The organism is Phycisphaerae bacterium (genome assembly GCA_012729815.1).
Lineage (GTDB): Bacteria > Planctomycetota > Phycisphaerae > JAAYCJ01 > JAAYCJ01 > JAAYCJ01.
Window position 1 is genome coordinate 1 of record JAAYCJ010000298.1, and the last position, 26111, is coordinate 26111.

Annotated in this window: 20 protein-coding genes; 10 read left to right on the plus strand and 10 right to left on the minus strand. The window is 63.1% G+C overall.

The annotated features are described in order from the left end of the window. From GXY33_19110 to GXY33_19135, 6 genes are all read right to left on the minus strand, one after another. A partial coding sequence (locus GXY33_19110) for a GntR family transcriptional regulator (protein ID NLX07253.1) occupies nt 1-366 on the minus strand: 366 nt, incomplete at its 3' end. Between the two features lie 332 nt (nt 367-698). Beyond that, nucleotides 699-1247, minus strand: coding sequence for a PEP-CTERM sorting domain-containing protein (locus tag GXY33_19115; protein ID NLX07254.1), 549 nt, complete (start codon nt 1245-1247; stop codon nt 699-701). A gap of 66 nt (nt 1248-1313) precedes the next feature. Beyond that, nucleotides 1314-2363 carry a LacI family transcriptional regulator gene (locus GXY33_19120; protein NLX07255.1) on the minus strand — a complete coding sequence of 350 codons (1050 nt, stop codon included), beginning with the start codon at nt 2361-2363 and terminating at the stop codon, nt 1314-1316. Between the two features lie 178 nt (nt 2364-2541). Then, nucleotides 2542-4317: a hypothetical protein gene (locus tag GXY33_19125; GenBank protein NLX07256.1), complete on the minus strand. Its 1776-nt coding sequence runs from the start codon at nt 4315-4317 to the stop codon at nt 2542-2544. Nucleotides 4318-4523: 206 nt separating this feature from the next. Beyond that, complete coding sequence (locus GXY33_19130; GenBank protein ID NLX07257.1) at nt 4524-5219, minus strand: PEP-CTERM sorting domain-containing protein; 696 nt, start codon at nt 5217-5219, stop codon at nt 4524-4526. 84 nt (nt 5220-5303) lie between these two features. Continuing rightward, complete coding sequence (locus tag GXY33_19135) at nt 5304-6107, minus strand: GntR family transcriptional regulator (protein NLX07258.1); 804 nt, start codon at nt 6105-6107, stop codon at nt 5304-5306. A gap of 610 nt (nt 6108-6717) precedes the next feature. Between GXY33_19135 and GXY33_19140 the strand changes: the two genes are divergently transcribed. The 10 genes from GXY33_19140 (at nt 6718) to GXY33_19185 (ending at nt 20187) form a co-directional block, all read left to right on the plus strand. Beyond that, entirely contained in the window at nt 6718-7410 is a 693-nt protein-coding gene (locus GXY33_19140) for a PEP-CTERM sorting domain-containing protein (GenBank protein NLX07259.1), read from the plus strand. Nucleotides 7411-7547: 137 nt separating this feature from the next. Next, the gene (locus GXY33_19145) at nt 7548-8594 is read left to right on the plus strand and encodes a LacI family transcriptional regulator (protein NLX07260.1); all 1047 of its coding nucleotides are present in this window, start codon (nt 7548-7550) and stop codon (nt 8592-8594) included. 132 nt (nt 8595-8726) lie between these two features. Then, on the plus strand, nt 8727-9788 hold the full coding sequence (locus GXY33_19150; protein NLX07261.1) for a hypothetical protein: 1062 nt from the start codon (nt 8727-8729) through the stop codon (nt 9786-9788). Beyond that, nucleotides 9785-10849, plus strand: coding sequence for a hypothetical protein (locus GXY33_19155; GenBank protein ID NLX07262.1), 1065 nt, complete (start codon nt 9785-9787; stop codon nt 10847-10849). Before GXY33_19150 ends, GXY33_19155 begins: the two co-directional genes overlap by 4 nt. Before the next feature lie 24 nt (nt 10850-10873). Beyond that, nucleotides 10874-12040: an aminopeptidase P family protein gene (locus GXY33_19160; GenBank protein NLX07263.1), complete on the plus strand. Its 1167-nt coding sequence runs from the start codon at nt 10874-10876 to the stop codon at nt 12038-12040. 32 nt (nt 12041-12072) lie between these two features. Further along, entirely contained in the window at nt 12073-14253 is a 2181-nt protein-coding gene (locus GXY33_19165) for a hypothetical protein (protein NLX07264.1), read from the plus strand. Between the two features lie 4 nt (nt 14254-14257). Then, a complete protein-coding gene (locus tag GXY33_19170) occupies nt 14258-15298 on the plus strand; it encodes a hypothetical protein (protein NLX07265.1) in 1041 nt (346 codons plus the stop codon). A gap of 30 nt (nt 15299-15328) precedes the next feature. After that, nucleotides 15329-17197 carry a hypothetical protein gene (locus GXY33_19175; GenBank protein NLX07266.1) on the plus strand — a complete coding sequence of 623 codons (1869 nt, stop codon included), beginning with the start codon at nt 15329-15331 and terminating at the stop codon, nt 17195-17197. Between the two features lie 13 nt (nt 17198-17210). After that, complete coding sequence (locus GXY33_19180) at nt 17211-19289, plus strand: family 10 glycosylhydrolase (protein NLX07267.1); 2079 nt, start codon at nt 17211-17213, stop codon at nt 19287-19289. Between the two features lie 10 nt (nt 19290-19299). Then, entirely contained in the window at nt 19300-20187 is an 888-nt protein-coding gene (locus tag GXY33_19185; protein ID NLX07268.1) for a polysaccharide deacetylase family protein, read from the plus strand. 48 nt (nt 20188-20235) lie between these two features. On the opposite strand, the gene GXY33_19190 is transcribed toward GXY33_19185, so the two are convergent. From GXY33_19190 to GXY33_19205, 4 genes are all read right to left on the minus strand, one after another. Further along, nucleotides 20236-21075, minus strand: a complete 840-nt coding sequence (locus GXY33_19190; GenBank protein NLX07269.1) for a prepilin-type N-terminal cleavage/methylation domain-containing protein — start codon at nt 21073-21075, stop codon at nt 20236-20238. Nucleotides 21076-21150: 75 nt separating this feature from the next. After that, nucleotides 21151-22683 carry a hypothetical protein gene (locus tag GXY33_19195; GenBank protein NLX07270.1) on the minus strand — a complete coding sequence of 511 codons (1533 nt, stop codon included), beginning with the start codon at nt 22681-22683 and terminating at the stop codon, nt 21151-21153. Beyond that, the gene (locus tag GXY33_19200; protein NLX07271.1) at nt 22680-24881 is read right to left on the minus strand and encodes a family 10 glycosylhydrolase; all 2202 of its coding nucleotides are present in this window, start codon (nt 24879-24881) and stop codon (nt 22680-22682) included. Before GXY33_19200 ends, GXY33_19195 begins: the two co-directional genes overlap by 4 nt. Before the next feature lie 359 nt (nt 24882-25240). After that, complete coding sequence (locus GXY33_19205; GenBank protein ID NLX07272.1) at nt 25241-25996, minus strand: PEP-CTERM sorting domain-containing protein; 756 nt, start codon at nt 25994-25996, stop codon at nt 25241-25243. Between the last annotated feature and the right edge of the window lie 115 nt (nt 25997-26111).

Below are 26111 nucleotides of genomic sequence, written 5' to 3' on the forward strand. Positions count from 1 at the left end.
TCGGGCATCAAATTGTTCGCAAATCCGGTCGAGTTCGGCAAGCTGGTCCTCCGTAGCCTGCTGACAGATCAGTTCGACCGAACGCGTCTCGATCAGTTCCCGAAGCTCATAGCTGTCGCGCAGGTCCTGCAACGTAACGGGGGCAACCGAGAAACCGCGATTGTGCGTGTATTGAACCAGCCCTTCTCCCGTCAGTTGGAGCAGCGATTCGCGGATCGGCGTCCTCCCCACGTTAATCATTCGCGATATCTCCAGTTCCGACAAGGGATTGCCAGCCTCGATCTGGCCGGAGAAGATCATGGATTTGATCTGCCGATAGACCTTTTCCCGCAACGGCGGCTGGGGGGATTCAAATCCTTGTCTCATGAACGGGTCCCTTTCGTTATGTATACTTTTGTATACGATCGTATGCGCACAGGATAACGCATTCATGAATGAACTTCAAGAGGATTCTCTGGGCCGGTCGGCCGCGGCCGAGCGGTAATGGCGTAAAGTCTTGTCAAGGCGAAGGATATGGCGTATGGATCCGAGATCCGCGTGCTATGACACGCCTTCGGTAGACGGAGAGAAACCGCCCGGCGCGTGGACGAAGATCCAGAACTCGTCCCCTCTTCATGACCCGCGCCTCATCTATACAAACAGAACGGCCCGTGGCGTCACGGGCCGTTCTGTCGATAATCGAATCCGTAAACGAGTCCTTAGCTTCGCCTGCGCATCAATCCAAGCAGGCCCAGCGCCAGCAGACCCAGGCTCGCCGGTTCGGGCACCAGCGTCACGTCGTCAATGCGATAGTACTCGTTCGGCACATTGGTTCCGGGCTCGTAACTGATCTTGACCTGATCATAGTTTGCGGTATTGAAATCGAACGAATGCGGGGTCCAGGAAACACCGGGATAGAAGGCCTCGCTGTCGATCTGGAGATCGCTGCCGTCCAGAATGCCGTAGATACTGATGACCCCAAAGCTGTTCGCACATGCATCGACCGTTGAGTACCAGGAAAGGGTATAGTCGGTGTTGGGGACGACGGCTACGGATTGCTGGAGTGCTTCTCCTTGGGTCATGTAGACATAGGCCGAACCACTCCCGTCGGCTGTATGGGAAACGGCCTCGTTGAGACCGGCCGAACCGATCGTCGTCCAGGGCTCGAGCCCATTGAACGTTCCGTTCGATAGCCCGCCCTGCGCCAGCGCCGAAAACACGACGAGCAGACATGCGATTCCCAGTGCCCTTTGTTTTGCCGAACCCATCTCAACTCTCCTTTCATAGAGAAAAGTTCATCAGGGGCGGAACGACGCGTTCCGCCCGCTTGCGTGCTACAGGACAAGCGGGGATGATCTTCGGGCGATGAAATTCGCCGTCAGAACGGCGGTTTGAGGTGCCTGGTCCCTCTTTTCCATTCGCCGAAGGAGAAACTGCCAGGCCTGCCGGCACATTGCATCCAGCGGCTGGGCGATCGTCGAGAGCGGGATTTCGAGGAACTCGATGTCCTCGATCCCGTCACAGCCGACCAGAGCCACGTCCGCGGGAACCCGAAGTCCCAGGTCGAGCAGGCCTCGATAGGCGCCGATGGCGATGGTGTCGTTGGCGCAGAACAGGGCGTCGGGACATCCATTGCGGCGGATGTAATCGCAAAGGGCCTGCCGGACGACCGGTTTGGACCAGTGGGGAACGACGATATACTCGGGTTCGCGACCCGCTTGCCCGACCACCTCGCCGTAGGCTCGGTATCGGTCGTCCTGGTCGTTGCGGGTGAAATCCGTCAGCACGTGGGCGATCCGTTGGCGGCCCATTTGGACCAGGTGCTCCATGGCGTGGCGCGAGGCGTCGTAGAGGTCGATCGTCACCGAATCGATCCTGCCCTTGCACAGGGGGCCGAGGTTCACGACCGGAGCCATTCCAGGAAAACCCGTCTCAAGGATATCCTGCAGGCCGCCCAATTCGCTTCCGTACATCAGGGTTCCGTCGACGTTGCTTCGCGACAGGCCTTTTCGGAAGGAATCGGTAAACTCGAAACCCATTTCCATCGTCACCAGGTCATAGTTCGACTGCCTGACCAAGCGGCGAAACGTATTGGCGACTTCCTGGAAAAAGGCGATGTCCAGGGACGGCGCCCAGAAACCGATCCGATGGGTTTTCCCGGTAACCAGGGCCCGGGCGCTGGTGTTGGGTTGATATCCCATCTTGCGACAGGCATCCAGGACCCGCTGACGCGTTCTTTCGGAAATGAACCGATCGGTCCGGTTGTTGATAACCCTGGAGACCGTCGAATGGGAGACGTTCAGCTCTTTCGCTATGTCCACGATGGTGATCTGCATCTTTTCCGCTCCACCGCACACGTTGTACCGCACACGTGTGGCCTTCATCTTAGCATTTTCGCGCATTGCCGTCAAGAGATTTGCAGGCCGTCTATTATTAATAAGAACTAAGTGAGCGCGATAGAGTCGGGACCACCACGCGTGCCATCTGGGCCATGGGAACAGGATTCCCATAGTCGGAAGGAACGGGAAGGACAAACAGGTTGTCGTGGATCACGTGGGCTGACTATCTGCGGCGTCGAAGCAGGAGGCCACCGGTGGCCAGGAGTACGCACGTCGCGGGTTCGGGGACGCTGTAGACTTCGAGTTCATCGATGCCGATCCCCGCGCCTTCCACCAGGATTCGAAGGCCGGTGACGCCCGCGATCGGGGAGAACTCGTAGAGATGCCTCATGTATCCCATGGGATCGACGTAACGTTCATCGATAATTCCGAGCGTCATCCACTCGGAATCCGGCGTGGCGGCATCGGGATTTTCGGCCAGCGTGAACTGGATGGTGTAGTATCCGGTGTAGCGGTCTTTGTAGGCGATGGCAGCGTCGCGGTTGTCGCGTCCGAAGGCGAGGGAGAAGATGGTGTACGGCTGATCGAAGGCGACGCCGAAGAAGCTGGAGTCGCTGCCGGCGATCCAGCTATTGGAGTTGCCGTACGTCTCGTCGTTGAGGTGGTCGATCTGGTGGATGTCGTATCCGGGGATCAGGTCCTTGGCAAAGGCCGTTGCCCCCTGGGTCTGGGAGGCGACGTTGGTTTGATCTTGGCGAAACGTTCCACCGACCTCCTTGAGGACAAGCGTCGGGTCCGGGACGTCGTAGAGGGCCTTGATGGTCTGCAGCGGCACGGTGGCGCTGGCGCCGTAGTTGGGAACGCCGGCGGCGGCGCCGTTGTCCCAGACCCACTCGCTGACGCCGGCCTGCTGGAAGTTGTTGACCATATCGACCACGGTTTGTTCGGCCAGTTCCGGATCGATTCGGTGCAGCGTTTCGGCGACCCAACCGGTGGGAACGCCCCAGTATCCGCCGTTCTGGTAGCCCGCGGGCGTCCAGGGGACCATGGCCTCCCAGGCCATTCCCGCTGGGAGATGGCGGACCTGCCCGGCCGCGACGACCTGGTCGTAGTGATCCTTGAGGTATTGGGCGACGGCCAGGGATTGTTCTTCGGAGGCGACTCCGAGGTGGACGGCGAAGGCGGAGCCCCAGATATCAGGCTGATCGCATCGGACGGTGGCGGCCTTGAAGAGGCCGGTGGAGGCGTCCCAGAAGACGCTGCGCACAGCGGCGGCTTTGGAGTCCGCAGCGGCCCGCCAGGTTGCGGCTTCGCTCGTTCGGCCGGCGGCGGTCAGCAGGTCGGCCAGTTGCCGGCTGGCGCGGATATCCAGAAGCGAGCAGAACAGCTCGTCGCCGGACTTCTTGATGCAGTCGGTAAAGCCGTAAGGGACGCGGTCCCAGTCCTTGGCTGGGTCGATGTAGATCAGGCCGTTGGCGGGATCGCGCGGCGCGGCGTTCATCGTTTTGACCAGCGGATCGATGATCTGCTGCAGGAATGCGGGATCCTGGACCTGCTGATAGGTTCGCCAGCCGACGTCGATCATGAACGGCGAGCCGTCGGCGACGGGATTTTCGCCCATTGTGCCCATTCCGTTCATGTAGTATGGGGTCCCGTCGAAGGTGACCAGGTCGACCGCGGCCCCGTCGCTTCGAAGGGCGTCGATGAACGTCATGCAGGCGTCTTTGAGTTCCTGGTGGCTGAAGACCTCGGGGCAGCCTTCGAGCAGGTAGGCGTAGTCGCGCAGGACGAAGAAGTCATAGCCGCCTCCGGCTTGGGGGATGAAGGCCATCGTTCCGTCGGCCATCGGTCGCGCCGAACCGCGCACCAACTGCTGGGCCCGCTGTTGCAGCCAGATGCCCGCTTCCCGCCCCGTGGCGACCTGGGCCATCGACGGCGCTGCCGCGGCGAGGACAATCGGGCAACCCCACACGAACCACACAGCTGTTTTGGTCTGCATTGGTCTTCACGCCTCGACAATAGGTACTCATGAAACTCGGTGCGCCATCTCGGGTGGAGATCAGCATTGTTCCGTGTTGCATTCCCGCGGCTGACGTCCATAATGGCGAATAATGAACGTGTGAAAGGCGTTTTTCTGTGCCTGGTCCATCGACGCCTTTCACACGTTGCTTATGGACAGAGAAGCCATCCTCTCATTCCGACACGCTACGATCTGCGTCTGAGGAAAAGACCACCCAACGCCAGGATCGCCAGCGAAGCCGGTTCGGGAACGACGTTGATTTCGGCGTCCATCAACGTATCTCCCGCGTGCGAACCGTCCTGTCCCGCCGCTCGCTTGATGACCAGGTCAATGGTGTCGCCGACCGCGACGGAGGTGTTGAGGATTCCGGTCACGATGTCGGTCTCGGGCTCGGCGGCGCCCTGGCTGAACAGGGTGGAGCCGTTCACCAGGACCCAGGCATCGACCTTGGTCGCCCCGAGGTCTCCGAAGGTCACATCCACCGTCGCGGGTCCGGCTTCGGGAGCGGTCCATCGGATGATGCTGTAGACCGTGTAGTTCGAGCCGTCCCAGGTGTTCTCGGCGACCTGCTTGACCGTTCCGTTGTTGAAGTACGTGTGAGGGGTAATGTGTCCGACGTTGGCATTGGCCGTGTTGTAGGACTGCCCCAGATAGGCTTCCGTGTGCCAGACGGTGGCCTCGGTGCCGAGATACACGTCGTAGGGAGCAAAGCTCCCCAACGCCTGCGAACTGCCCGCCGACCAGGTTCCCACCGACGGAGCGGCGGCCGGCCAGCCGCCGTTGGCGGATACATCCGCGTTCAGATCGTACACCACCGCCCAAGCCGGACCCAGACAACCCAGACATACCCCAACCGCCATCACCAACCATCTCCCAACCATACGACGTCTCCTCTGGAAAAAGAACAGGCGCGGACTCGACGGACCACCCGCCGACTCCGAAGCCGGTCGTTTCATCTGTCAACGTCAAGGTCTCGATTCGCCGCCGCCGAATCCCGCGTTCTGAGGTGAATCGTCCACCACACCGGCGCCATCCCATAGGTAATCCCGGATGAAGTCATAGGCTTCCAGGTGGAATGCCATGGTGTTGGTGATGTGCTCTTCCATCTGTTGCCATGCCGCAAAACCGTCGCGGCGCTCCATGGCCCGGTGGATGGCGTAGTGATGCTCGAAGTCCTGGATCAGGTGGCGCACAAAGGCCTTTACGCCCGGGAAATAGAGGACCTTCTGCAGCGTCTGCGTGATGATGTGCAAATCCTCGATGGCCTTGGTCAGGTGAGGGTTTTCCGTGGCTTGGATGATCGTGGTGTGGAAGACGGTGTTCAGCCGGAAGATCTCCTGCCCCACCGGCGCCAGAAGCCGTTTCTGATGACGCTCCAGGGGATCCTCGGCGATCTGCCTTTCAATGCTCCGAGCCACTTTCACCTGGCGCAGATGGCTTCGAAGGTTGTTGCGAAGGTCCCGCAGCGTTTGAGGGGAAATCATCCGAGCGGCAAGTTTGGCGGCGCCGCTTTCGAGGATGATGCGGGACTGGTAGATCTGTTCCAGTTCCTTGCGGCTCAGCTTTCGCAGCCGAACCCCGACTTTGGGAATGGTTTCGAGCAATCCCTCATTTTCAAGCTGGCTGACCGCTTCGCGGACGGGAATATGGCTCATGCCGATGGTCTTGGCGATCTTGCCCATCGACAGGTACGCCCCATCCGACCATCGCCCCGACAGCAGCCCGTCCCGGATGTGTCGGTAGGCCTTGCTCTTCAATCGCGTCGCCATCGTTTTTCCCTGCCCTTCAAGCTCTAATATAACCCTCTATAGTGGGTCATATATGTGCCAATATACTAACTGGCACTCTTTTGTCAATAGGCACGTTACTCACCGGGTTGGTTTGGCAGCGTCCCGGAGAATTCCGGGATGCCCTGTGCACCGATTGCCGGAGCGCAGGTACCGGCAGGATGGTGCGTCGCCAAACGCACGAGCTTTCGGAGGCCATCCCCCCGGGCCAGGAAACACGGAAACACTAAGCGCGCCATTGATGCCTTTTGGCGAACGCCGCGGGCAGAGAGAAGGAGGAAAACCAAGCGGGGGCGTTACCGGAAGTGGACGATTGACAGGCGTATAACACGCTATCGATATCTATCCTGTTACGTATTCCAGTGTCTTACGATGGTATTTTGACTTGCTGTCCAGTTTTACCCATTGACATGATCATATGGTTATGGTACATAATGTTACGTTGAGATGCGGACACGCGGTCGTCGGATGCGGGGCGATCGGCGACCCGGGACCGAGGCGGATCGGTCCGGGATTGGTCCGGGCCTTGCGGTGCGGACACGGCGGGGCCGGAAAGAGTGGTTTTGTTTTTATACTAGAAGGAGAGGTGAACATGGAACGATCACGATGTCTGTTGTTGACGGTGCTAGGCGTGTGCCTTGCCGTCGGTGCGGCCCAGGCGGTGCCGGTTTCGGTCCTGAACCCGGGGTTTGAAGACCCGGCCCTGGACGTGGGCGGATTTACCTCGGCCCTTCCCGGCTGGAACATTGCCTCCGGGGCGGCCGGTATCATTCGCGTGACCACGGGCGCGGACCCCGATTACCCGCTGGGCGGCTACAGTGACCTGAACGCGGCGTACAGCGGACCGACGCCGGACGCCGGCAGCATGTTCTATCAGTGGTTGGGAGTGACGGCCCTGGCTGACACCCGGTATACACTGTCGGTCCAGGTCGGCGACCGGAGCATTTCCCTCTGGAACACGACCCTCCCCGAACAGGTCCGTGTTGAACTCCACACGGCCTCCGGTTGGGCCCTCACACCCGTGGCTGCTCTTTCGAGCACCCCCACACCGGCGGACGGCGAGATGGTCACCTGGACGCAGGTTTTCGATATTTCCGCGGAATTGGCGGGCCAGGACCTTGCCATCGTTCTGGGCAGCAATGACTCCAGGAGCTTCCCCCCAGGTCCAGGCGCTCAGGTGCAGTTCGACGATGTCGCCCTCGACGTCTCCCCGATTCCCGAGCCGATGACGGCGACCCTGCTGATCAGCGGGATCGGCGGACTGGTTCTTCGGCGGCGGAAATGACGGCGGACAGGAATGAGACGTGGCGAGGACGAGGGCTTCGTCCTCGCCATTTTTCAACACGGATGGTAGGATGGGCAACGGGAAAGGGCTTCAAGGGCTTCGGCCAAAGGACAAGCCGTGAAGGGTGATCGGTAGACGTGGCGAAATCGGAATCGGCTGGCAAGTTGAATTTGTCGTTGATCGCCCGGGAGTCGGGGGTCAGCAAGATGACGGTCAGCCGCGTGCTTCGCAGCGAGAGCAACGTCTCGCCGGAGACGCGGCGGGCGGTTTTACAGGTCGCTGAGCGGATGGGTTTTGTCCCATCGCGCCCCCGTCGGCCGCGGTCGGACCTGGGCCACTACTACATCCTCTTTCAGCAGAGCTATTCGGTCAACGACGCGTATTTCAGCGGGATCATTCTGAGCATTCAGAACGCCCTGTTCGACCACGGCTGCGGCTGCTCGTTCGGCATCATCACCGAGGAGTACGGCGATTTCGTCAAGCTCAACGCGCTCATGAAGGGCCGCGAGGTCAGCGGGGTGTTCGTGATCGGCGAGATTCCCGCGCGCGACGCCAACATGCTTCTGGGGAGTTTTTCGGACATTATTTTCATCGATTATCCGGGCGGTTCGACGCTCGACTACCCGTACAACGCGATCACGACGGATAACGTCTACGGCGGCCATCAGGCGGTTCGGCACCTGCTGGACCTGCGGCGTCGGCGCATTTTGCTGCTGGCCGGGCGGCAGGGCCATTACTTCACGAACGATCTGCTGCGGGCCTATCAGGAGACGCTGGCGGAATACGGCATGGCGTTCGATCCGGGCCTCGTGCGGCATGGCGACTTCCATACCGACAGCGGATACCGTCAGGTGGCTGACGCGCTGGCTGAGGGTCTGTCATTTGACGCGATTTTTTCCAACGACGAAATGGCCTGCGGGGCCATGCGGGCGCTGTGCGAGGCGGGACGGTCGGTGCCCGACGAGGTGTCGATCGTGGGTTTCGACGGGCTTCCGGCGACCCGGATGGTCACGCCGCGTCTGACGACGGTGGCGGTGGATCGGGAGAAGATGGGCCGGCTGGCCGTTCATCGGCTGCTGTCGTTCGAGGAGGACTCGGCGGTAACGGCCCCTTACGAGAAGATATCGTTGTTCCCCAAACTGATCGTTCGCGAGTCGACCAGCGAAAAGAGGACGGCGGACTAGTGCCGTTCATTTTCCGGTGATGACCGGGGCGTGACGGTTTCAACAGAACACACTCAAATCTGCATCAGACCTCATGAGACGCAACCGGAGCGATCCTGGCTGTTCCGGCTGTGCTGACGGAGAATGTGATCCATGTCGCAATCGAGCAATCATCCCGAGACGGAGAACCGGTATCGCCGGCTTCTGGACTTGAAGGCAAAGGGCGAGGCGGTTCTGACGTTCGACCATGGCGTCGGGCAGGTGGCCTTGTGCCCCGATATGGGCGGCCGCGTGTTCGCTGAGTTGGCCGGGCGGTCGATGCACCGGATCGACCTGGAGACCGTCGCCGATCCCCGCCATGCCTTCAACAACTTCGGCGGCGGGAACTTCTGGCCCGCGCCGGAAGGCGGCCGGTTCGCGTTCAACTACCGGGGCGATGCGTGGTACGTTCAGCCGGTGATCAACTGTCAGCCGTTTGGCGTGGCGGCCCGCGACCGGACCGCCGCCACGATCGTCAAGGAGATCGCCCTGGTCAACCGCGGCGAGACGGTGCTCGACGTCGCGATGCGGCGGGAGCTGGCCGTGCTGCCGGATGCCCCGGCGCTCCTTCGCGGAGCGGCTTGCCAGGTGCTGTCGTACCGGACGGTCGATTCGTTCGAGGTGCGCGGCGAGGTCTCAGCCGAGGACGCCCTGATCGCCGCCTGGACGCTCGAGCAGTTCGACGCGTCGCCCGAGACGGTCAGCTTCGCGGTCGTCGATCAGCCGCGGGCCGCGATCAACTTCGACTACTACGACCATCCGCGCGAGCGGATTCGATTCCACCGACGCGGGTTCGTCTACCGGACCGACGGCCAATGCCGAGGCCAGATCGGCATCAACAGATCGGCCGGCACCAGTTGCGTGGGCTTCTACGATCTTTCCCGTCGCCTGCTGTGCCTGCGAGAGAACCGGAGCGATCCGCGGGAAGGCGTGTTCTTCAACATCGCCGACAACGATCAACCGGACGGGCCCTGGTCGGCGGTGGACAACTACAGCATCTTCAACTCGGATCCGGACATGCGGGCGTTTGAGCTCGAGACGATCGGCTCGGCCCGCGTGGACGGCGGACGGCTGACCGGCTCGCAACTGGTTTCGGTCACGACATTCGCGATCTTCGAGCAGGCGGCGGACCTGGAACGATTGACGATGAAGATGCTGGGAGCGGCAACGAAGTGACACCGCGTCAACGGATCATCGAGGCCATGAGCCACCGCAGGCCCGATCGTGTGCCGCGATACGAGATCTTCCTGCCGGGTTACGTGGACCGGTGGCGGCGATCCAAGGGCAAAGGCCCGGACGCCGACGTCTACGACGCGTACGACCGGATCGACATCGGAACCGTGCTGGCGATGCAGGAAGGGCCGCTGGGCAGCCGCGTGGAGAGGCGGGAAACGGACGGCGATACTTACTATCAGCGCGACAGTTGGGGCCGGTATCAGAAGTGCAGCCGCAGCGGCACGTTTTTCGAGGTGCTCGAGTCGGCGATCGCGGAGAAGTCCGACCTGGACGCCCTGCGGTTCGAAGACCCATGGACGGCCGATCGTACGGCGATGTACCGGGAGTGGGAGCGCCGGGCCTCCGAGCGGTTCTGCCCGGTCAGCGGAGTGATGGGCCTGTTCATGTCGTCGTACTACCTTCGCGGCGAGTTCGAGCTGCTGGTTGACCTGAAGGAAGACGAGGCGTTCTGCCGGTCGCTGGCTGAGCGGGTCGCCAGGTTCCTGGCCGCGGCGGGCGAGAAGGCGCTGGAGGTGACGAACACGGGCGAGACGGCGATCTGGGTGTACGACGAGCTGGGCAACAACCAGTCGTCGCTCATCTCGCCGCAAACGTTTGAGCGGGTCTATCTTCGGGCGTACCAGGCGATGATCGGGCGGTGGAAATCGCGCGGCCTGAGGAACGTGATCCTCCACTGCGACGGCAACTGCCTGCCGCTGATCGACCTGCTGATCGAAGCCGGGTTTACGGGGATTCAGGGCGTGAATCCCTCAGCGGGGATGACCGTCCCGGCGGTCAAGGCCAGGTACGGCGACCGGCTGGTGCTGATCGGCGGGATGTGCAATATCCACGTGCTGACGCAGGGAAGCCGCGACCAGATCGCGCGCCAGGCGGCGGAGATTGTCGAGGCGGCCCGCGACGGCGGCGTGATTATCGGGACGCATTCGATCGATTCGGACATTCCGGTTGAGAACTACGATTTCTACCATTCGACGTTGAAACGATTGGACGAGACCTTTTAGCATTCTGATGCAAGGAGACAGGTTGTGGCGTATCTGAACAGGCAGGAACGTGACGCGCGGCTGGAGAAGGTCAAGGCGATCATGAAGGCCGGGGACCTTGATGCGGCGCTGGTGTACTACGACGAGTTCAACATCGGCAACGGCTGGTACCTGACCGGCTGGTGCCCGCAGTTCGAGAGCGGGATGGTGCTGGTCGGCCGGAACGGCGAGCCGATGATTCTGGGCGGCCCGGAGAGCGAGCCGTTCGCCAAGCTCGACAGCGCGATCACCGAGACCCGCAACTTCCCGGTGTTCATGGTTCCCGATGAAGAGTACCCGAACGCGACGATCACCGATTTTCCGGCTTTGTTCGCGGAGCTCAAGTCGAAGCTGGGGGCCGTCCGGCGGATCGGGCTGGTCGGAGCGGGCCGGATGCCCGCGGACTGCCACAAGCAGATCGTCGAGGGGTTTGCGGGCGTGGAGATGATCGACATCACGCAGGCATTCGTCGAGCTGCGGTACGCCAAGTCCGCGTGGGAGCGCGAGCAGATCCGGGCGGCGTTCGCCCTGGCTGATCAGTGTTACGAGGCGATGAAGGCGAAGATCGCAGCGGGCGTCTCGGAGATCGAGGTGGCCGCGGCGGGTGAGTTCGCCGCCCGCAGCCGCGGGGCCAGCGGCTTTGGATTCAGCGCGATCGTCGGCAGCGGCGCCCGCTCCAACGCTGTGGTGCCGACGGCAAGCTCGAAGAAGCTGGCGGCGGGCGAACTGGTGATGATCGGGATCGCCCCGAAGGTCCAGGGCTACGCCGGCGTGGTCGGCGACGTGCTGCCCATCAGCGGCGAGTACACCGCCAAGCAGAAGGAATGCATCCGGCACCTGAAGGAAGCGTTCCGGCTGACCAGACAGCAGCTTGCCGCGGGCAAGGTGGGCAAGGAGATCGACGCGCCGGCCCGGGCGTATTTCGCCAAGCACGACCTGTCGAAGTACCTGGTGTGCCCGTTCGTCCACACGATCGGACTGCACGAGGCGGAGGCCCCCTTCTTCGGCCCCAACAGCACCGACGTGCTGAAGCCGGGCATGACGGTGTGCGTGGACGTCAGCTTCTTCGGCCACCCGGAATTCAACGGCACGCGGATCGAGACCGGCTACGAGATCACCGACACCGGCGCGGTGGCGATGAGTCCGAAGATGGATCGATACTTCACCGCGTAGCACAGCCGTCGGCGGCGCAAGGAGACGGTTCGATGACAACCCAATCCGATCTGCCGGTGGGGAGCCATCCGGCGGCACTGGAGTTCGATCACTTTCCAACCCGCCAGCAGGCGGTGGTCTGGCGGAACTGGGAGATGGTTCCGCTTGGCCGGCTGGCGGCGCTGCTCGGCGCGAGCGAGGATAACGTCCTGGCGCTGGCGGCGGGCATGGGCCTGCGGACGCCGCCGAAGGTGAATCCGCGCTGGCTGGAACGCGGGTACGTGACGATCATCCGCAACAACTGGCATCTGCTGCCGTACGATCAGTTGCTTGAGCTCCTCGGATGGTCAGCGGAGAAGATGGACTTCTCGCTGCGGGAAGATGACTTTTTGTTCTGCAAGCTCGGCGGCCTCAAGCCGCGGTGCGAGCCGGTTCGCTATTCGTCGCTGACGGCTGACCAGCAGGCGCGGACGGCGGAACTGCGGTCGCGGGTCGAAAAGCACTTTCCCCAGAGCGAGGGGTCCGAAGAACCGCCGTTCGCCTTCGTCGACCGCTACCAGACCGCGTCTGGCGGACTCACCGCGACGAAGGCTTCCAGCCGTTTCGACCTGCGGCTGATCTATCCGTGGTTCGCCCTTTACGGCGATCCGCTGCTGGACCCGCGGCTCGATCCGTTTCCGGACGGGTTGCTGGAGTCGCTGGCGGCGATGGGAATCAACGGCGTCTGGATGCAGGGCGTGTTGTACACGCTGATCGAGTGGTCGCCGGCGCCGGAGATGTCGGCTGGACATGAAAAACGCATCAAGACTCTTCGCGCCCTCGCCAAGCGGGCTGAGAAGTACGGAATCGGCTTATACCTCTATCTGAACGAACCGCGGGCGATGCCGTTGAAGTTCTTCGACCGCCATCCGGAGTGGAAAGGCGTGGAATACGGCCAAGCCGGCGTGGCGACCACGTGCACCTCGCATCCGCCGGTGCTGGAGCTGCTTGCCCGAAACACCGAGGCGCTGTTCCGCGCGGTTCCGGAGCTGGCGGGCGTCTTTACGATCACGATGTCCGAGAACCCGACCAACTGCTACGCCCAGATGCGAGGCAACGAATGTCCCCGCTGCGCCAAACGGTCGCCGGAAGAGGTCGTAGCCGAGGTGAATGGCGCCATCGAGGAAGGCGTTCATCGGGCCAAACCCGAGGCCCGGGTGATCGTCTGGAACTGGGGCTGGCATCCGTTCGTCGGCGTTGAGGGCGCCAAGCGGATCGTGGACCGGCTGCCCGCGACGGTGGAACTGATGTGCACCAGCGAAGAGGCCATGCCCACCCACGTCGGCGGCGTGGACGGCTCGATTGTTGACTATTCGATTTCGCAGGTCGGGCCGGGCGAGTACGCCAGAGACCTCTGGCGGCACGCGATCGGCCGAGGCCTCAAAGCGGTCGCCAAGGTCCAGGTAAACAACTCGTGGGAGTGCTCAGCCATCCCGTACATTCCCGCCGTCGACCTGGTTGAGACGCACCTGGACCGCCTGACCGAGTGCGGCGTAACCGGGCTGATGGCCAGTTGGACGCTCGGCGGGTATCCGGGCGGCAATCTCGAACTGCTCTCGCACTCGTCGGAAGAACTGGCGGTCCTGAAGTTCGGCCCGGAGGCGGCGCCGTTGGTCCGCAAGGCGTGGTCGCTCTTGAGCCGGGCGTTCACGGAGTTCCCCTTCGATTGCGGCGTACTCTATCGCGGACCGCAGAACGCTGGTCCGATGAACCTGCTGTGGGCCGAACCGACCGGCTATGGATCCACGATGGTCGGATTTCCCTATGACGATCTGACCGGCTGGCGCGGACCCTATCCGGAAGACATCTTCGAGAACCAGCTTCGCCAACTCAGCGAGACGTGGAAGAAGGGTCTGGACGAGTTGGATCAGGCCAACCGGATCATCGACCCGGAGCACCGGGACAACCTGTCTGAGTTAATCCGCGTCGCGACCGGAGTCTACTGCCATTTTCGCAGCGCATACCTTCAAACGGCCTTCGTCCGGCTCCGCGACGGCAATCTTACGGACAGAAGACGGAAAATGCTGGCGGCCCTCGATGAGGAGATCGAGGTCGCCAAGGTGCTTCACCGTTTGGCGATGACGGACGCCCGGATCGGGTTTGAGGCCACCAACCACTACGCCTATACGCTGAACGACCTGAAGGAAAAGGTCGTCAGTTGCGAAGCCCTTCTTGACGGGCTCGGCAAGGATTGAAGCCATGTGGATGGGCTGGAGCAAGACGTTCGGCGAACCGTTGGCAGCACCCCTAACGCTGAATTTCCTGCCGTCCTGGTGGTATCGGCAATACGGGATCTCTCACGGCGAACGCGTCTTTCGGGACCCTGAATTTCGAGCCGCCACGCAGCGGGAAATGCACCGGTTGGTCTATGACCGGTTCAAGGACCTGGGGTTCGGTCAGGAGGACCCTCCGCTGGTGTATTGTGCCGATCATTTGGGCAATGCCACCATGCCCGCGATGCTGGGATGCGAGGTGAGATTTGCCGACGACCAGTACCCGGTGAATAACCCGCTGCCGATGGACGTCTTGCGGCGACTGGCCGTACCGAAAGATATCACCCAATCGTTTCCTTTAAACGATATTCTCGGGCAGGAACGGCAAATCGCTCAAAAAACCGGCAGCCGGGTGGACTTGATCTGGCCGACCCAGGGAGTTCAGAATATTGCATTATTGACTCAGGGATCAGATTTCTATACGGAATATTACGAAAACCCCGAATGGGCCGGACGCCTTCTCGACGTGTCCTGCGATTTGATTATCGCGATACTGGAGTACCAGAAATCAAGAGGCCAGGAGCTGATGCTCTTCAGTCACCAGAACTGCACGGTGGAGTTGTGCGGCCCAAAGGTATACCGGGAGTTTCTGCTCGCCTACGATCTGAGGCTGTATCGTACCGCTGCGAGATTGGGGTGGAAGTACAACATCCACCACTGCGGAGTATTCGATGCGTTCGCGGAATTATACCGGCAAATCGGGCCGCTGGATTCGATCCAGGTCGGCTGGGGGTCGGATTTGCGCCTGGCTCTCGACACGTTTCCCGAGGCCAAGGTGGATTATATCATCAGCCCGACGTTTCTGCACGATGCCGATCCCCGCGCCATCGCCGACCGGGTTCGCGGACTGGTGGACGCCGCGGGCGGCGATCTTGCCCGTACATCGTTTACCGTCTGCGACGTGGAAGACGGAACCCCGGACTCCAGCATCTTCGCCGTTGCGGAGGCGCTCGCGGGGCGAGGCTGATCAACCGGAACAGGGCCGAGGGGAATACCCATGCCGTACCAAGGCAGTTTCGACAAGCGAACCGTTCCCGACACGCTGGACCTGGCCGACCGGGCCGAGTTGGCCCTCAACGGGATCGGCGGCTGCATCGATCCCCAACTGCATCACATGATGTTCTTCCACGTCTTTTACACGTGCCGAGAGCCGTACATGCGGCATCACGGCGCGGACACCACTTGCGATCCAAAGTTCGCCGAGTCCTTTCCGATGATGCGGGTCATGTGCGGAAGCAGCCTGTACCGCGACGTCGAATCCGCCCAGATGGACGATCTGCTCTCGCGCATCGACGACGGCCTGTACTGGAACCGATACGAGCCCTCGCGGCCGTGGTACAACTCGTACAACCCGGACTTCGACGGCGTGCGCAAGAACGAAGACCTGGCCATGCCGGGCGCCGCGGGACGAATGGTCCGCACCCTGGCGACCTGGCGCGAGCTCGATGGCAACACGGGCCGGGACAGGTACATCCGTGAACTGGTGGATGGGCTGTTCCGCATCGCCGTCCACCGCAACGCCTACAGCTACTATCCCGACGGCGGGTTCGGCGAGCCCTTCAATTATCCCCGCTCCGGATGGATCCGGACCGACGAACCCAAGAGCGAAACCGAGGGCGGCGAGGGCGCGGTCACCGCCTTTCAGGCCCATCAGATCCAGGGCCTCTGCCGCTGGTACGCCGCCAGCGGCGACCAGAAGGCACTGGACCTGGCCGGGCGATTGACCCGATTCTGCATGTTGCCGAAGTTCTGGGGCGGCCTTCCCGATCCGGAGGGGAACCGCGAAGGCCTCGCCGGACAGGCCATTCCGCATAGGCCCGACCCGGTCGGCGTGGCCGGCCACGAGCAGGGCCACTGGTTCAGCCATTTCCATGCCCGTGCGATCACGCTCCGCGGCGTCCTCGAGTACGCCATGGCCGTCGGCGATCAGCGCATCCTGGAATTCGTCCGCCGGGCGTACGAGTACACCCTGACCTTCGCCATCCCGCGGATCGGATGGTTCAACTGCTTTCCCGGACGGCTCAACGTCTGCGAAGGCTGCGCACTGGGCGATATGGTGGCCCTGGCCATACGCCTCACCGATGCCGGCCTCGGCGATTTCTGGGACGACGTGGACGCGGTGGTCCGCAATCATCTGGTCGAACAACAACTGATCGACGCGAGTCTTCTGGAGCGGGTGGCGGCTCATAGCTCCGAGCGGCCGCCCGAAGACCACAGCCGGTATCCGGGACAGGAGACGACCGACAACGTCATCCAAAGAAGCCTGGGCGTCTTCGCGGGGCTCTCGACGCCCGTGTCCATTCCCGGGCCGTGGATCATGCAGTGCTGCACCGGAAACGCCTCCCAAGGGCTCTACTACGCGTGGGAAGGGATCGTCCGCCGCTCCGGCGACTCGGCCCAGGTGAATCTGCTGCTCAACCGGGCTGATCCATCCCTGGACATCGACAGCTACCTTCCGCATGAAGGAAAAGTCGTCATTCGGAACAAGACCAACCGAAGAATATCGATCCGCATCCCTTCGTGGGTGGACCGTAAGGAGATACGCACGCATGTCTCTGGAAGGCCGCGTCCTTCCGAGGACTGGGTGGGAAATTTCCTCGTCTTTGACGATCTGAAGCCAGGGAATGAGATTTGCATCGATTTCCCGATCCGCGAAACCGTCGCGAGCTACACCGCCAACTGCCGGACACCGATGGAACAGACATACGCCTGCAGATTCCGCGGCGGCACGCTCGTGGACATCTCACCCCGCGACGACTCGCCCACGAGCTATCCTCTGTATCAACGCGACCTTCTCCGAAACGACAAAACGCCCATGAAGAAGAAGAGACGCTTCGTTCCTGAGAAAACAATCCTTCACTGGTAACCAGGAGCACCGCATGTGGTACCACACCAGCTATCGCCGAAACCTGATCGACATGCACATTCCCGACTGGAACGAGGAGTTCCTCTCGCGGTTTGACCCGAAGACCTACGTCGACATGCTGGAGCTTGGGCGGGTCGATACGGCGTACATCTACTGCACCTCGTGCCTGGGCCTCTGCTATTGGCCGACGAAGGTCGGCAAAATGCACGCCGGACTCAAGGGCCGCGACATCCTGGCCGAACTGTTTGCCCTCTGCAAGCAGCGCGGCATCCAAGCCGTCGCCTACTACAATAACTGGTCGCGCTGGGCCGTCGAGAACCACCCCGACTGGCGGTTTGTTTCCGTCGACGGCCGAAGCACGCTCGAATACCTGGACAAAGGCCACTACGGCGCCTGCTGCCCCAACTCGCCCTACCGCGACTTCGTCGTCGCCCAGATCCGCGACCTGTGCAGCCGGTACGAATTCGTCGGCATGTGGTTCGACATGGGCATGTGGCCCTTCTCGGTCTGCTACTGTCCGCACTGCCAGGCCCGATACGAAAAGGAAGCCGGCGACGGACCCCTGCCGCGCGTCCAGGACTGGAGCGATCCGCGCTGGCGGCGGTTCGTCGAGCAACGCAACGGGTGGCTGGCCGAGTACACGCAGCTCCTGACCGACACGGTCAAGGCATGCAACCCAGCCCTCTCCGTCGCCCACCAGGGCGCCGGATGGACCCAGGGCTGGGTGACCGGAACCTGCCAGGGCTACTTCGCCGCCGGCGACTATGCGGGCGGCGACTTCTACGGAACCTTCGCCGACCATTCGATGGCCTGCAAGCTCCTGGCCAACCTGACGCCGAACAAGCCATTCGAGTACATGACCTCGCGCTGTCCGGACCTCTCCGAGCACACCACGCTCAAACCCGTCGAGCAGCTCCGCACCGAGATCGCCATCACGCTGGCCCACAACGGCGCGTTCTTCGCCATCGACGCCATCGACCCGCGCGGCACGCTCGACCGGCGGGTCTACGAGATGCTGGGCACGCTCTTCGCCGAAGTCGAAAGCTATGAGCCATTCCTCGACCGCGACAATGAACTGTGTCAGGACATCGCCGTCTACCTGAACTTCGAGTCGCTGACCGATTGGGCGGCAAGCGGGAAGACAGTGACGGAGTGGATCGCGCCCGCGCCGCAGCTCGAGGATATCCGCCTGCTGGGCCGGGCCCTCACCGAAGGCCATGTCCCCTTCGGCTGGATTACCGACAGGAACCTTGGCGAACTGGACCGCCACCGGGTCATCCTGGTGCCGGACTTCGTCGAGCTCACCAGCCGCGAAGCCAAAGCCTTGCGCGACTTCACACACGCCGGCGGCGCGGTCGTCGTCTTCCGCGGGCGCCGCAACCTCGGACCCGGCGCCGATCCGCAGACCCGCCAGATTCTGACGGACATGCTCGGCGTCGAGCACCTGGGCGAAACCGCCGACTGCGCCACGTACGTCGCGCCGACCGAAGCCGGCCGGCCGCTGCTGGCCGAGCAGAGCGCCGATTATCCGCTCGCCGTCAACGGCCCGCACAGCAAGATACACCTCACCGGCGACGCCGAAACGCTGGCAACGATCGTCCTGCCGTATACCGACCTCTCGGATCGCAACAGGTTCGCCTCAGCCATCAGCAATCCGCCGGGCGTCCCGACCGACCTGCCGGCCATCGTCAGGGCCCGATGCGGAAACGGGACGGCCGTGTTCGTCTCCGGCCAACTCGAACGCGCCCGCTTCGAACCGCAGCGGCGCACGCTCATCCGCCTGGTGCGGTCGTTGCTCGGGCGACCCGCGACGTTCGAGACCGACGCGCCGCGGGCCGTCGAACTGACCGCCCTGCACAACCCAGCCAGAAGGCGCTACACCGTCTGCCTGGTGAACCAGCAGGAAACCCTGCCGGCGGTTCCCGTCGCACCGATTCACGTGACGCTGTGTGTCGGCGCGCAGCGTGTCGCGCAGGTGCTCAAGATGCCCGAGCGCCAAACGGTAGCCTTCGAGCAGCGGGCCGATGCGGTGCGCTTTGCCACAACCCAATTGGACGTCTTCCTGATGTACCAGATCGAGCTTCAGGAGTAGGAGACCGGCCATGAACGCCCACGACGCCAACACCATCATCCTCAGCTTCGACATGGAGCCCGATCTGGGTTCCTGGACGTCCGGCCAGCGCGGCATCCGCGAAGGGACGCCGGAGATACTGAACGTGCTTCGCCGCCAGGGCGTGCCAGCCACGTTCCTGTTCACCGGGCGCGAAGCCGAGCATAACCCGGATATCGTCGCGCGGGTCCTCTCGGACGGCCACGAGATCGGCTGTCACACCATGTTCCACGAGACGCTGGGCAACGCGGTCTTCCAGATGCCCGGCGACAGCCCCGTCCTCGACGCTGAGATTCCCGGCCGCCTGGCGCTGGCCACCGATACGGTCGAACGTATCGCGGGCGTTCGGCCGGTCTCGTTCCGCGCGCCGCGGCTATTCGGCTCGACGACGATGGTCAACGCGCTGGAGGATCTGGGCTATCGGATCGACTCCTCATATCCCGCCTACTTCCACGGCAGCGACTTCCGGCCGTACCATCCGGACGCCGACGACTGGGCCAGACCCGGAAACATGCGCATCGTCGAATTGCCGCTGTTCTACGACACCGACGCCGTGACCGACGATCCGCTGCGCCGCAGCGGCGATCAGTGGCCTCAGCTCCGGCTCCACGGTCCAAACGCCTTCGCCGACCTGTGTCGCCGGATGTTCCCTCGGGCGCGAAACGCCCAGGGCTGGTCGGTCCTGTGCGTCTACTTGCATCCGTGGGAGTTCGTGACGATCCCCGAGGAACTGACCACCGACGAGGCGACGATCCGCTTCAAACCGTTTTTGCACAAAAACACCGGACGTCCTGCCCTCGAAGGGCTCGATGCTTTCATCGAAATCATGAAGCGGGAAGGCGCCGCCTTTGCGATGATGAAGGATCTTCGGCTGGACTGACCGCATTGAAAGACGGCGACTCGATTCTTCCTCACCGTCGCCTGTGCCTTACGGAAAGACCGAATAGGTTCGGGCGAAGGCGGCGCCGCTCCAGAGCTGGTCGTCGCCCACGTCCACGAGTTGGCTGAAGTTGTGCCAGCGGACGCTGGTGTCGTAGAAGCCGAGATTGGCGCCGTAAACCTGGGCGGTCTCCACGCCGTAAAACGAATCCCCGGACGGATTGCCGGCGGACCCGAAGCGAATCCCGCCGCGTCCGTGGTTGACGTTCCAGCCCATGTAGTCTTCGGCGGGCCAGGCGCTGAAGTAGTCGCGGCACTTATCCTGGATCATCACCTGACTGGGCGGGGCCGCTTCGGGTTTGACGGCGATCGGATCGTCCACCACCCGTTCACCGTCCGGCGAAAACTGCGGCCGAATCCGGCCGGGATAGTAGTTGTAGGACATGTAGCACGTGCTGCGGGTATTCGCCGCCTCCCCCGCTGGGCCGTGGTCCGGCGGCGGTCCGCCGACCGACGGGCAGATCCACGTCGCCAGATCGCCGCAATAGGGCGCCAGCACCTCGTTGAGGTTAGCGCCCGGCCGCATGCCGGTCAGCCAGAAGTACATGCTCGCTCCCGCGCTGTTGACGCCGTAGTTGAAGTGCGCCATCGAGGGCAGGACGCCGGCGAAATCGCCCGCGTAGGTTACCGCAGCCTGAATGTTGCCGCGGAGGTTCGATGCGCAGACAACCCGCCGGGACAAGTCCCGTGCCTGCTGAAGGGCCGGCAGCAGGATCGCCACCAGCACCGCGACGATCGCCACCACCACCAGCAGTTCGATCAACGTGAAGGCTCGGCCGTCGAGGCCGGGCCGGAGTCTTCGGTTATTCACTTGCCGTGGCGCGTGCATCGCGACGCTCCTTTGACAGCGGTAATTCTCTGGTCTCCGATTCCGCACGTGCATCTCTCGACCACGTCACCTTCCTCACCTTTGCGGCGGCGGACCGCGGAACAGCTCGACTTCGCGGATCTTGCAGACCCGCTTCTCGAGCGGCAGCGCCGGACCGCTTGGACTGGTGAACCGCAGCCCGGTGTCGTACGACTCGTATATCGACAATCGGATCGCATCCGTAGAGACCGGATCGAAGGTTGCCTCGGTGAAAAACGACGAGGAAGGGAACTGCCGCTGGTAACGTTCCGCGGTCAACTCCCCGGTCAGGTCGATCCACTGGCCCTCTCTGCGGGCCTCGAGCTTGAAGCGTTTGATCTCGCAGGCGCCGGAGGGATAGGCGTCGAACGCGAGCTGGCCGCTGTGGATCCGCACCGCCGCGACGGTCTCTTCCTTGTCGAACGTGAAGGTCAACGTCGCCGGCATACCGCGCGAGGCCCAGCACGGAGCGAAGCTGTCGCAAATGGCCAGGTCCGCCGCGGCGCGGGCCTTGTCCTGCTCGTGCGAGGCGGTGACCTCTGTCGGCCGGATCAGCAGATCGTCGCGGGCCTCGTCCGACAGCAGCGGACGCGGATTTCGCCACGGCTCGCGCAGCCGCAGGAACCGCGGGCCCGTCCCTTCGAATCCCACCACGACCGGCCGCTGCCAGTCCGCATCGTCGTAGTTCACCGCGGTCCATTCGCCGGTTGGATGCGCCATCCGCCGCCAGGTCGTGTCGGTGACCAGCTCGTGTTGTTGCCCGGATGCGTCGGTCCACCGCAGATTGGCGATCATGCCCACCATCCAGGTCCCGTGCGGCGGAGCGTCCACCGCCACCGCCAGCACGTGCCGACCCGGACCCAGCCGCTTCGTCAGATCGTACGTCTCACCGTTTTGCCACGAGCTGTCCGTGCCGATCAACTTGCCGTCGAGGTACCCGCGGTAGGTCTGCATCGCGGTTATCGTCAGTTTCGCGTCCTTGGCGGTGTGCTCGATCTCGAACGTCTTGCGGAAGCACTGCGGCTCGGGGTTCTGATGCTTGCGGGCCAAGCCCTCGACGGCGTCGCTGTGGACCTGGACTTCCTTCAACGCCGACTTCGGCAACGCTTCGGGCGCAACGACCGGCGTTTTAGGATAGCGCCGGCGAACCTCCGGGCCGATCGACTCATCGGCCACGAGCTTGATGTCCATATCGAGCCGTCCGGCGACCTGGATGGCCAACGCCGCCAGATCGTCGGAGCCGAAGTCCACGCCGTAGTTGGTCCAGCCAAGCACCTTCTCGGGGCGGGCCGAAGGATACAGCAGCCGGCCCCGCTCGTCCTGCATCCGCAGGCAGACCTCGCGGATGCCCGCTGCGCAGGCGTTTCCGAGCACCCGCCGCACCATCGGCTCGCCCCAGCTTGCCGGGCAAGCCTTCAGCCAACGGGCGAAATCCACCTCCAACGGCGGCGCCTTCTCGGCCGGGCCCCACAGCCAACCCCCGGACCACGGCGGGTCGTGGGCCAGGTACATCCGGTCGGACTCCGCCGGCGAAGACGCTGACGCCAGCAACACAAATATCAAAACGAGTTGGACTCGCATCGGATTCATCGCTCGGCTCCTGCACGGATCGGCCCTTCAACCAGAAACGGCGGAATGCCCGGCTGACCGATCGTCCTCAGTTCCAAGCCGCTGCCTTCGACCGTCCACGTCCGGTCCGTGCGGAACGGGTGCTCGACGCCCGTCCCGTCGACGGTCTTGCCCTGCACGGCCAAGCCGCCGGCAAGCGGCCCGCGGCCTAACCGCACGTGGAACGCCAATCGGTGCGAACCCGCTCGCGCCGGCAGTTGGACCGTTGCCGGTTCCATCGCCTTTCCCTCAGCCGCCGCTTCGATAGACGACCCGATCGTCATCCGCCAGTCGCCCACAGCCAGCACCTGCAGTTCGCCGCCGCCGGTCAGGTCTGCCGCCGGACCAACCAGCGTCGCCTCGCTGGGACAGGCCAGCGACAGCGGAACGCTCCACCGCTTGTGCCAGTACAAATGCGTCGTCTCAAAGTAAACGATCGACCGGAAGCCCGCCTCGACGCCCTTGGCGACCCGCTCGGCGAACTGCTCGTCCGTCGCCCCGCCGCAGTAGAAGATCAGGCTGGACGGCTTGTCGAACCGGCTGGCCTCCTCGAACCACCGGTCGGCCTGGGCAGTCGGGCTCTCCCACGATTCGCCTGGCTCGCCGTGCGCAGCCAAGGCGAACCCATCCACCCATTCTTCCCACGCCTTCGCGTCCCAGAAGGCGCTCAGCGGCTCGCCGGCGGGAAACATCACGATCAGCTTCACCGGCCGATCGAGCTTCCGGATCAGGTCGGAAGCCTCCTTGATCACCATCCCCACGTACTGGGCCCGAAAGGCCATCCACTGCGGATCGTCGGTCGGCAGCGAGAAGGCGTCCTTGCCGGTTTGCTTGCGAAAAGCTTCGACAATGGCGGAATGATAGTCGGAATCGTTCGTGCGAAGCCGCCCGCTGTTGCGTTCGAAATCCAGCACCAAGCCGTCCACGTCGTACCGGCTGACAAGTTCGCGGATGATCTGGAGTTTGTACTCGCGATACGCCGGCTCGGCAAAACTCGGCAGGCCGGAAGGGAGATTCTCGTGCGTCCGACCCCATTGGTCGGCGTGAAGGTCCACGTAGCGGCTCCGGTCGTTCTCCTGCGAGCCGTGCGTCTCTTCCAGCACCGGGAACCAGGCAAAGACCGACATGCCCAGGCGGTGGCCGAAGGTCACGGTCTCCTCGAGGGCGTCAAAGGCGCTGTTGTCGTAGGACGTGTCGGCGTAGCGGGAAATCACAGCACCGGGAACTTGGCTGGGATAGATGAGCCATCCGCCCGCACCGCAGCGGAACCAGATGGTTCGAAGGCCGCAAAGGGCCATGTTGTTGACGATGAACCTGACGCCGGGCCGGCCGAACATGGCGTTCACGCGGAACCAGTCGCCCAGCGAAACCACCGCCTGCTGATCGGGACCGTCGGTCCTCAGCGGCCAGACGACAAACGTCTCCGGCGACCAATCGACGGTCGGGACGCCCGCGCTGGCGCTTCCCGAAGGGGAAAGGGAGGCCGGTTCGGGAACGACGATCTCACTATTGGTCCAGCGAAGATAAGACAGCCTCGTCTCGCCCAAGACGCCTTCATTGTTGCGGCCGAATTCCAAGCGGTTGCGGACCTTGGTGGCGCTGTAGCGCTTGCCCGAGTGGCCGATCAGGGCCTCGGAACTCCCGTCGAGATACACTTTGCTCTCCCGCGTGGCCGCGTCGATCGTGATCCGCCAGTCGTGCCAGCCCTCATCGAACCTGGCGACAAAGTCGTTGTTACCCTCCAGCTTGATCGTGTCCTTGCTGAACTGGTAGGTCCACATCTGGCCCCCGCCCTTCGCCAGGGGCCGGTAGACGCGAAGGTGAAACTGCATGACATCCGACGCCGGCGCAGCGTCCGTCGTGTTCAGACGAAAGTCGATCGTGACCCGATCGGAGGCCGTCCCGCTGCCGGGACCGTAGTAGATCCCGCCGCTGCTGCTGGCGCCCATGTCCATCTTCAGGGTCGGATTCCCGCCGTCGCCGACGGCGTCGATCGATCCGACCATGCCGCCGTTGGTCCAGGCGGGCTTGGCCGCCGTCGGCAGACCCGACGAAGCGCTGTACTGCCCTTCCCACCCGGCTGTGGGATCCGGCCAGGCGGCATCGGCCGCGCCCGAAAGCGCAAGACAAGACATGAGCAGACACGTCGACGTCCAAGACCGCATCCAAACCCTACTCATCGTCCTCTCCTGCCACTCCGGACAGCCGTCGCTGAACCAACCGCCATCGATGGCATACGAAAGCGGAAGCCATCAATGATCCGCCAGACGCGCGAGGCGGCCGGTTCGGAAGCGGAAAACCCTTTGTGCCAACGATGGCATTGTAGCAAAAGGAGCCCAACAATGCAAATACTTTCCCGCGGGACCGGCATCGAGGGAAACACATGAGCGACATTGCTGAACCGCCGGCGAGGCCGAACCCATGCAGAATCGGCCACAATGTCGGTGCTGGCGTAGAAAGGCCAGCCGTTTGGGCGAGTTGCGCCGACGGCTGGCCTGGGTGTCTCCTGCCCTCCCGTGGCTGTTCCGTCCAACCGGCCCTATCGGCGTCGCCTGCGAAGCAAGGCGAGCCCAGCGACTCCCAGGAGCGAAAGGGTCGCCGGTTCGGGAACAACGATCTCGCTGTTGGTCCAGCGGAGATGGGTCAGTTCCGCCTCACCCAGCACGGCCTCGTTATTGCGGCCGAACTCCATCCGGTTGCGGACCGTGGTGGTGCTGTAGCGTTTGCCCGAGTGGGTGAGCAGGACCTCCGTGCCGCCGTCCAGGTAGACGTTGCTCTCCAACGTGGCGGCGTCAATGGTGATCCGCCAGTCGTGCCAGCCCTCGTCAAACGTCGCGACCAGGTCGTTGTTACCCTCCAGCTTGATCGTGTCCTTGCTGAACTGGTAGGTCCACATCTGGCTTCCACCGGTGGCCAGCGGCCGATAGACGCGAAGGTGGAACTGCAAGACGTCCGAAGTCAACGTGGTGTCCATCGTGTTCAGGCGGAAGTCGATTGTGACCTGATCGGCCGCCGTCCCACTGCCGGGACCATAGTAGATCCCGCCGTTGTTGCTGGCGTCCATGTCCATCCATAGCGTTGGATTGCCGCCGTCACCCGTGGCGTCGATCGACCCGGCCATGCCGCCGTTGGTCCAGGCCGGCGTGGCGACCGTCGGCAGACCCACCGAGGCGCTGTACTGCCCTTCCCACCCGGCTGCGGGGGCCGGCCAGGCGGCATCGGCCGCTCGCGGAACCGCCAGGCAAGACACCAGCAGACACGCCGACATCCAGAACTGCATCGAAACCCTGCTCATTGTCCTCTCCTTCCGCACTAAAAGGTGCTCCACTACCAGACTGCCATCGTTGGCACATAGAGACCCAAAAAAAGCTCGCGATATGGCTTGCGTTGCACACGCGATGAGTACGCCC

Coding starts and splice junctions, on each gene's coding strand:
- GXY33_19190 (NLX07269.1), bottom strand. CDS start 21,075: ATGCACGCGCCACGGCAAGTGAATAACCGAAGACTCCGGCCCGGCCTC.
- GXY33_19170 (NLX07265.1), top strand. CDS start 14,258: ATGTGGATGGGCTGGAGCAAGACGTTCGGCGAACCGTTGGCAGCACCC.
- GXY33_19120 (NLX07255.1), bottom strand. CDS start 2,363: ATGAAGGCCACACGTGTGCGGTACAACGTGTGCGGTGGAGCGGAAAAG.
- GXY33_19195 (NLX07270.1), bottom strand. CDS start 22,683: ATGAATCCGATGCGAGTCCAACTCGTTTTGATATTTGTGTTGCTGGCG.
- GXY33_19185 (NLX07268.1), top strand. CDS start 19,300: ATGAACGCCCACGACGCCAACACCATCATCCTCAGCTTCGACATGGAG.
- GXY33_19125 (NLX07256.1), bottom strand. CDS start 4,317: ATGCAGACCAAAACAGCTGTGTGGTTCGTGTGGGGTTGCCCGATTGTC.
- GXY33_19115 (NLX07254.1), bottom strand. CDS start 1,247: ATGGGTTCGGCAAAACAAAGGGCACTGGGAATCGCATGTCTGCTCGTC.
- GXY33_19175 (NLX07266.1), top strand. CDS start 15,329: ATGCCGTACCAAGGCAGTTTCGACAAGCGAACCGTTCCCGACACGCTG.
- GXY33_19180 (NLX07267.1), top strand. CDS start 17,211: ATGTGGTACCACACCAGCTATCGCCGAAACCTGATCGACATGCACATT.
- GXY33_19200 (NLX07271.1), bottom strand. CDS start 24,881: ATGAGTAGGGTTTGGATGCGGTCTTGGACGTCGACGTGTCTGCTCATG.
- GXY33_19140 (NLX07259.1), top strand. CDS start 6,718: ATGGAACGATCACGATGTCTGTTGTTGACGGTGCTAGGCGTGTGCCTT.
- GXY33_19150 (NLX07261.1), top strand. CDS start 8,727: ATGTCGCAATCGAGCAATCATCCCGAGACGGAGAACCGGTATCGCCGG.
- GXY33_19165 (NLX07264.1), top strand. CDS start 12,073: ATGACAACCCAATCCGATCTGCCGGTGGGGAGCCATCCGGCGGCACTG.
- GXY33_19205 (NLX07272.1), bottom strand. CDS start 25,996: ATGAGCAGGGTTTCGATGCAGTTCTGGATGTCGGCGTGTCTGCTGGTG.
- GXY33_19130 (NLX07257.1), bottom strand. CDS start 5,219: ATGGTTGGGAGATGGTTGGTGATGGCGGTTGGGGTATGTCTGGGTTGT.
- GXY33_19135 (NLX07258.1), bottom strand. CDS start 6,107: ATGGCGACGCGATTGAAGAGCAAGGCCTACCGACACATCCGGGACGGG.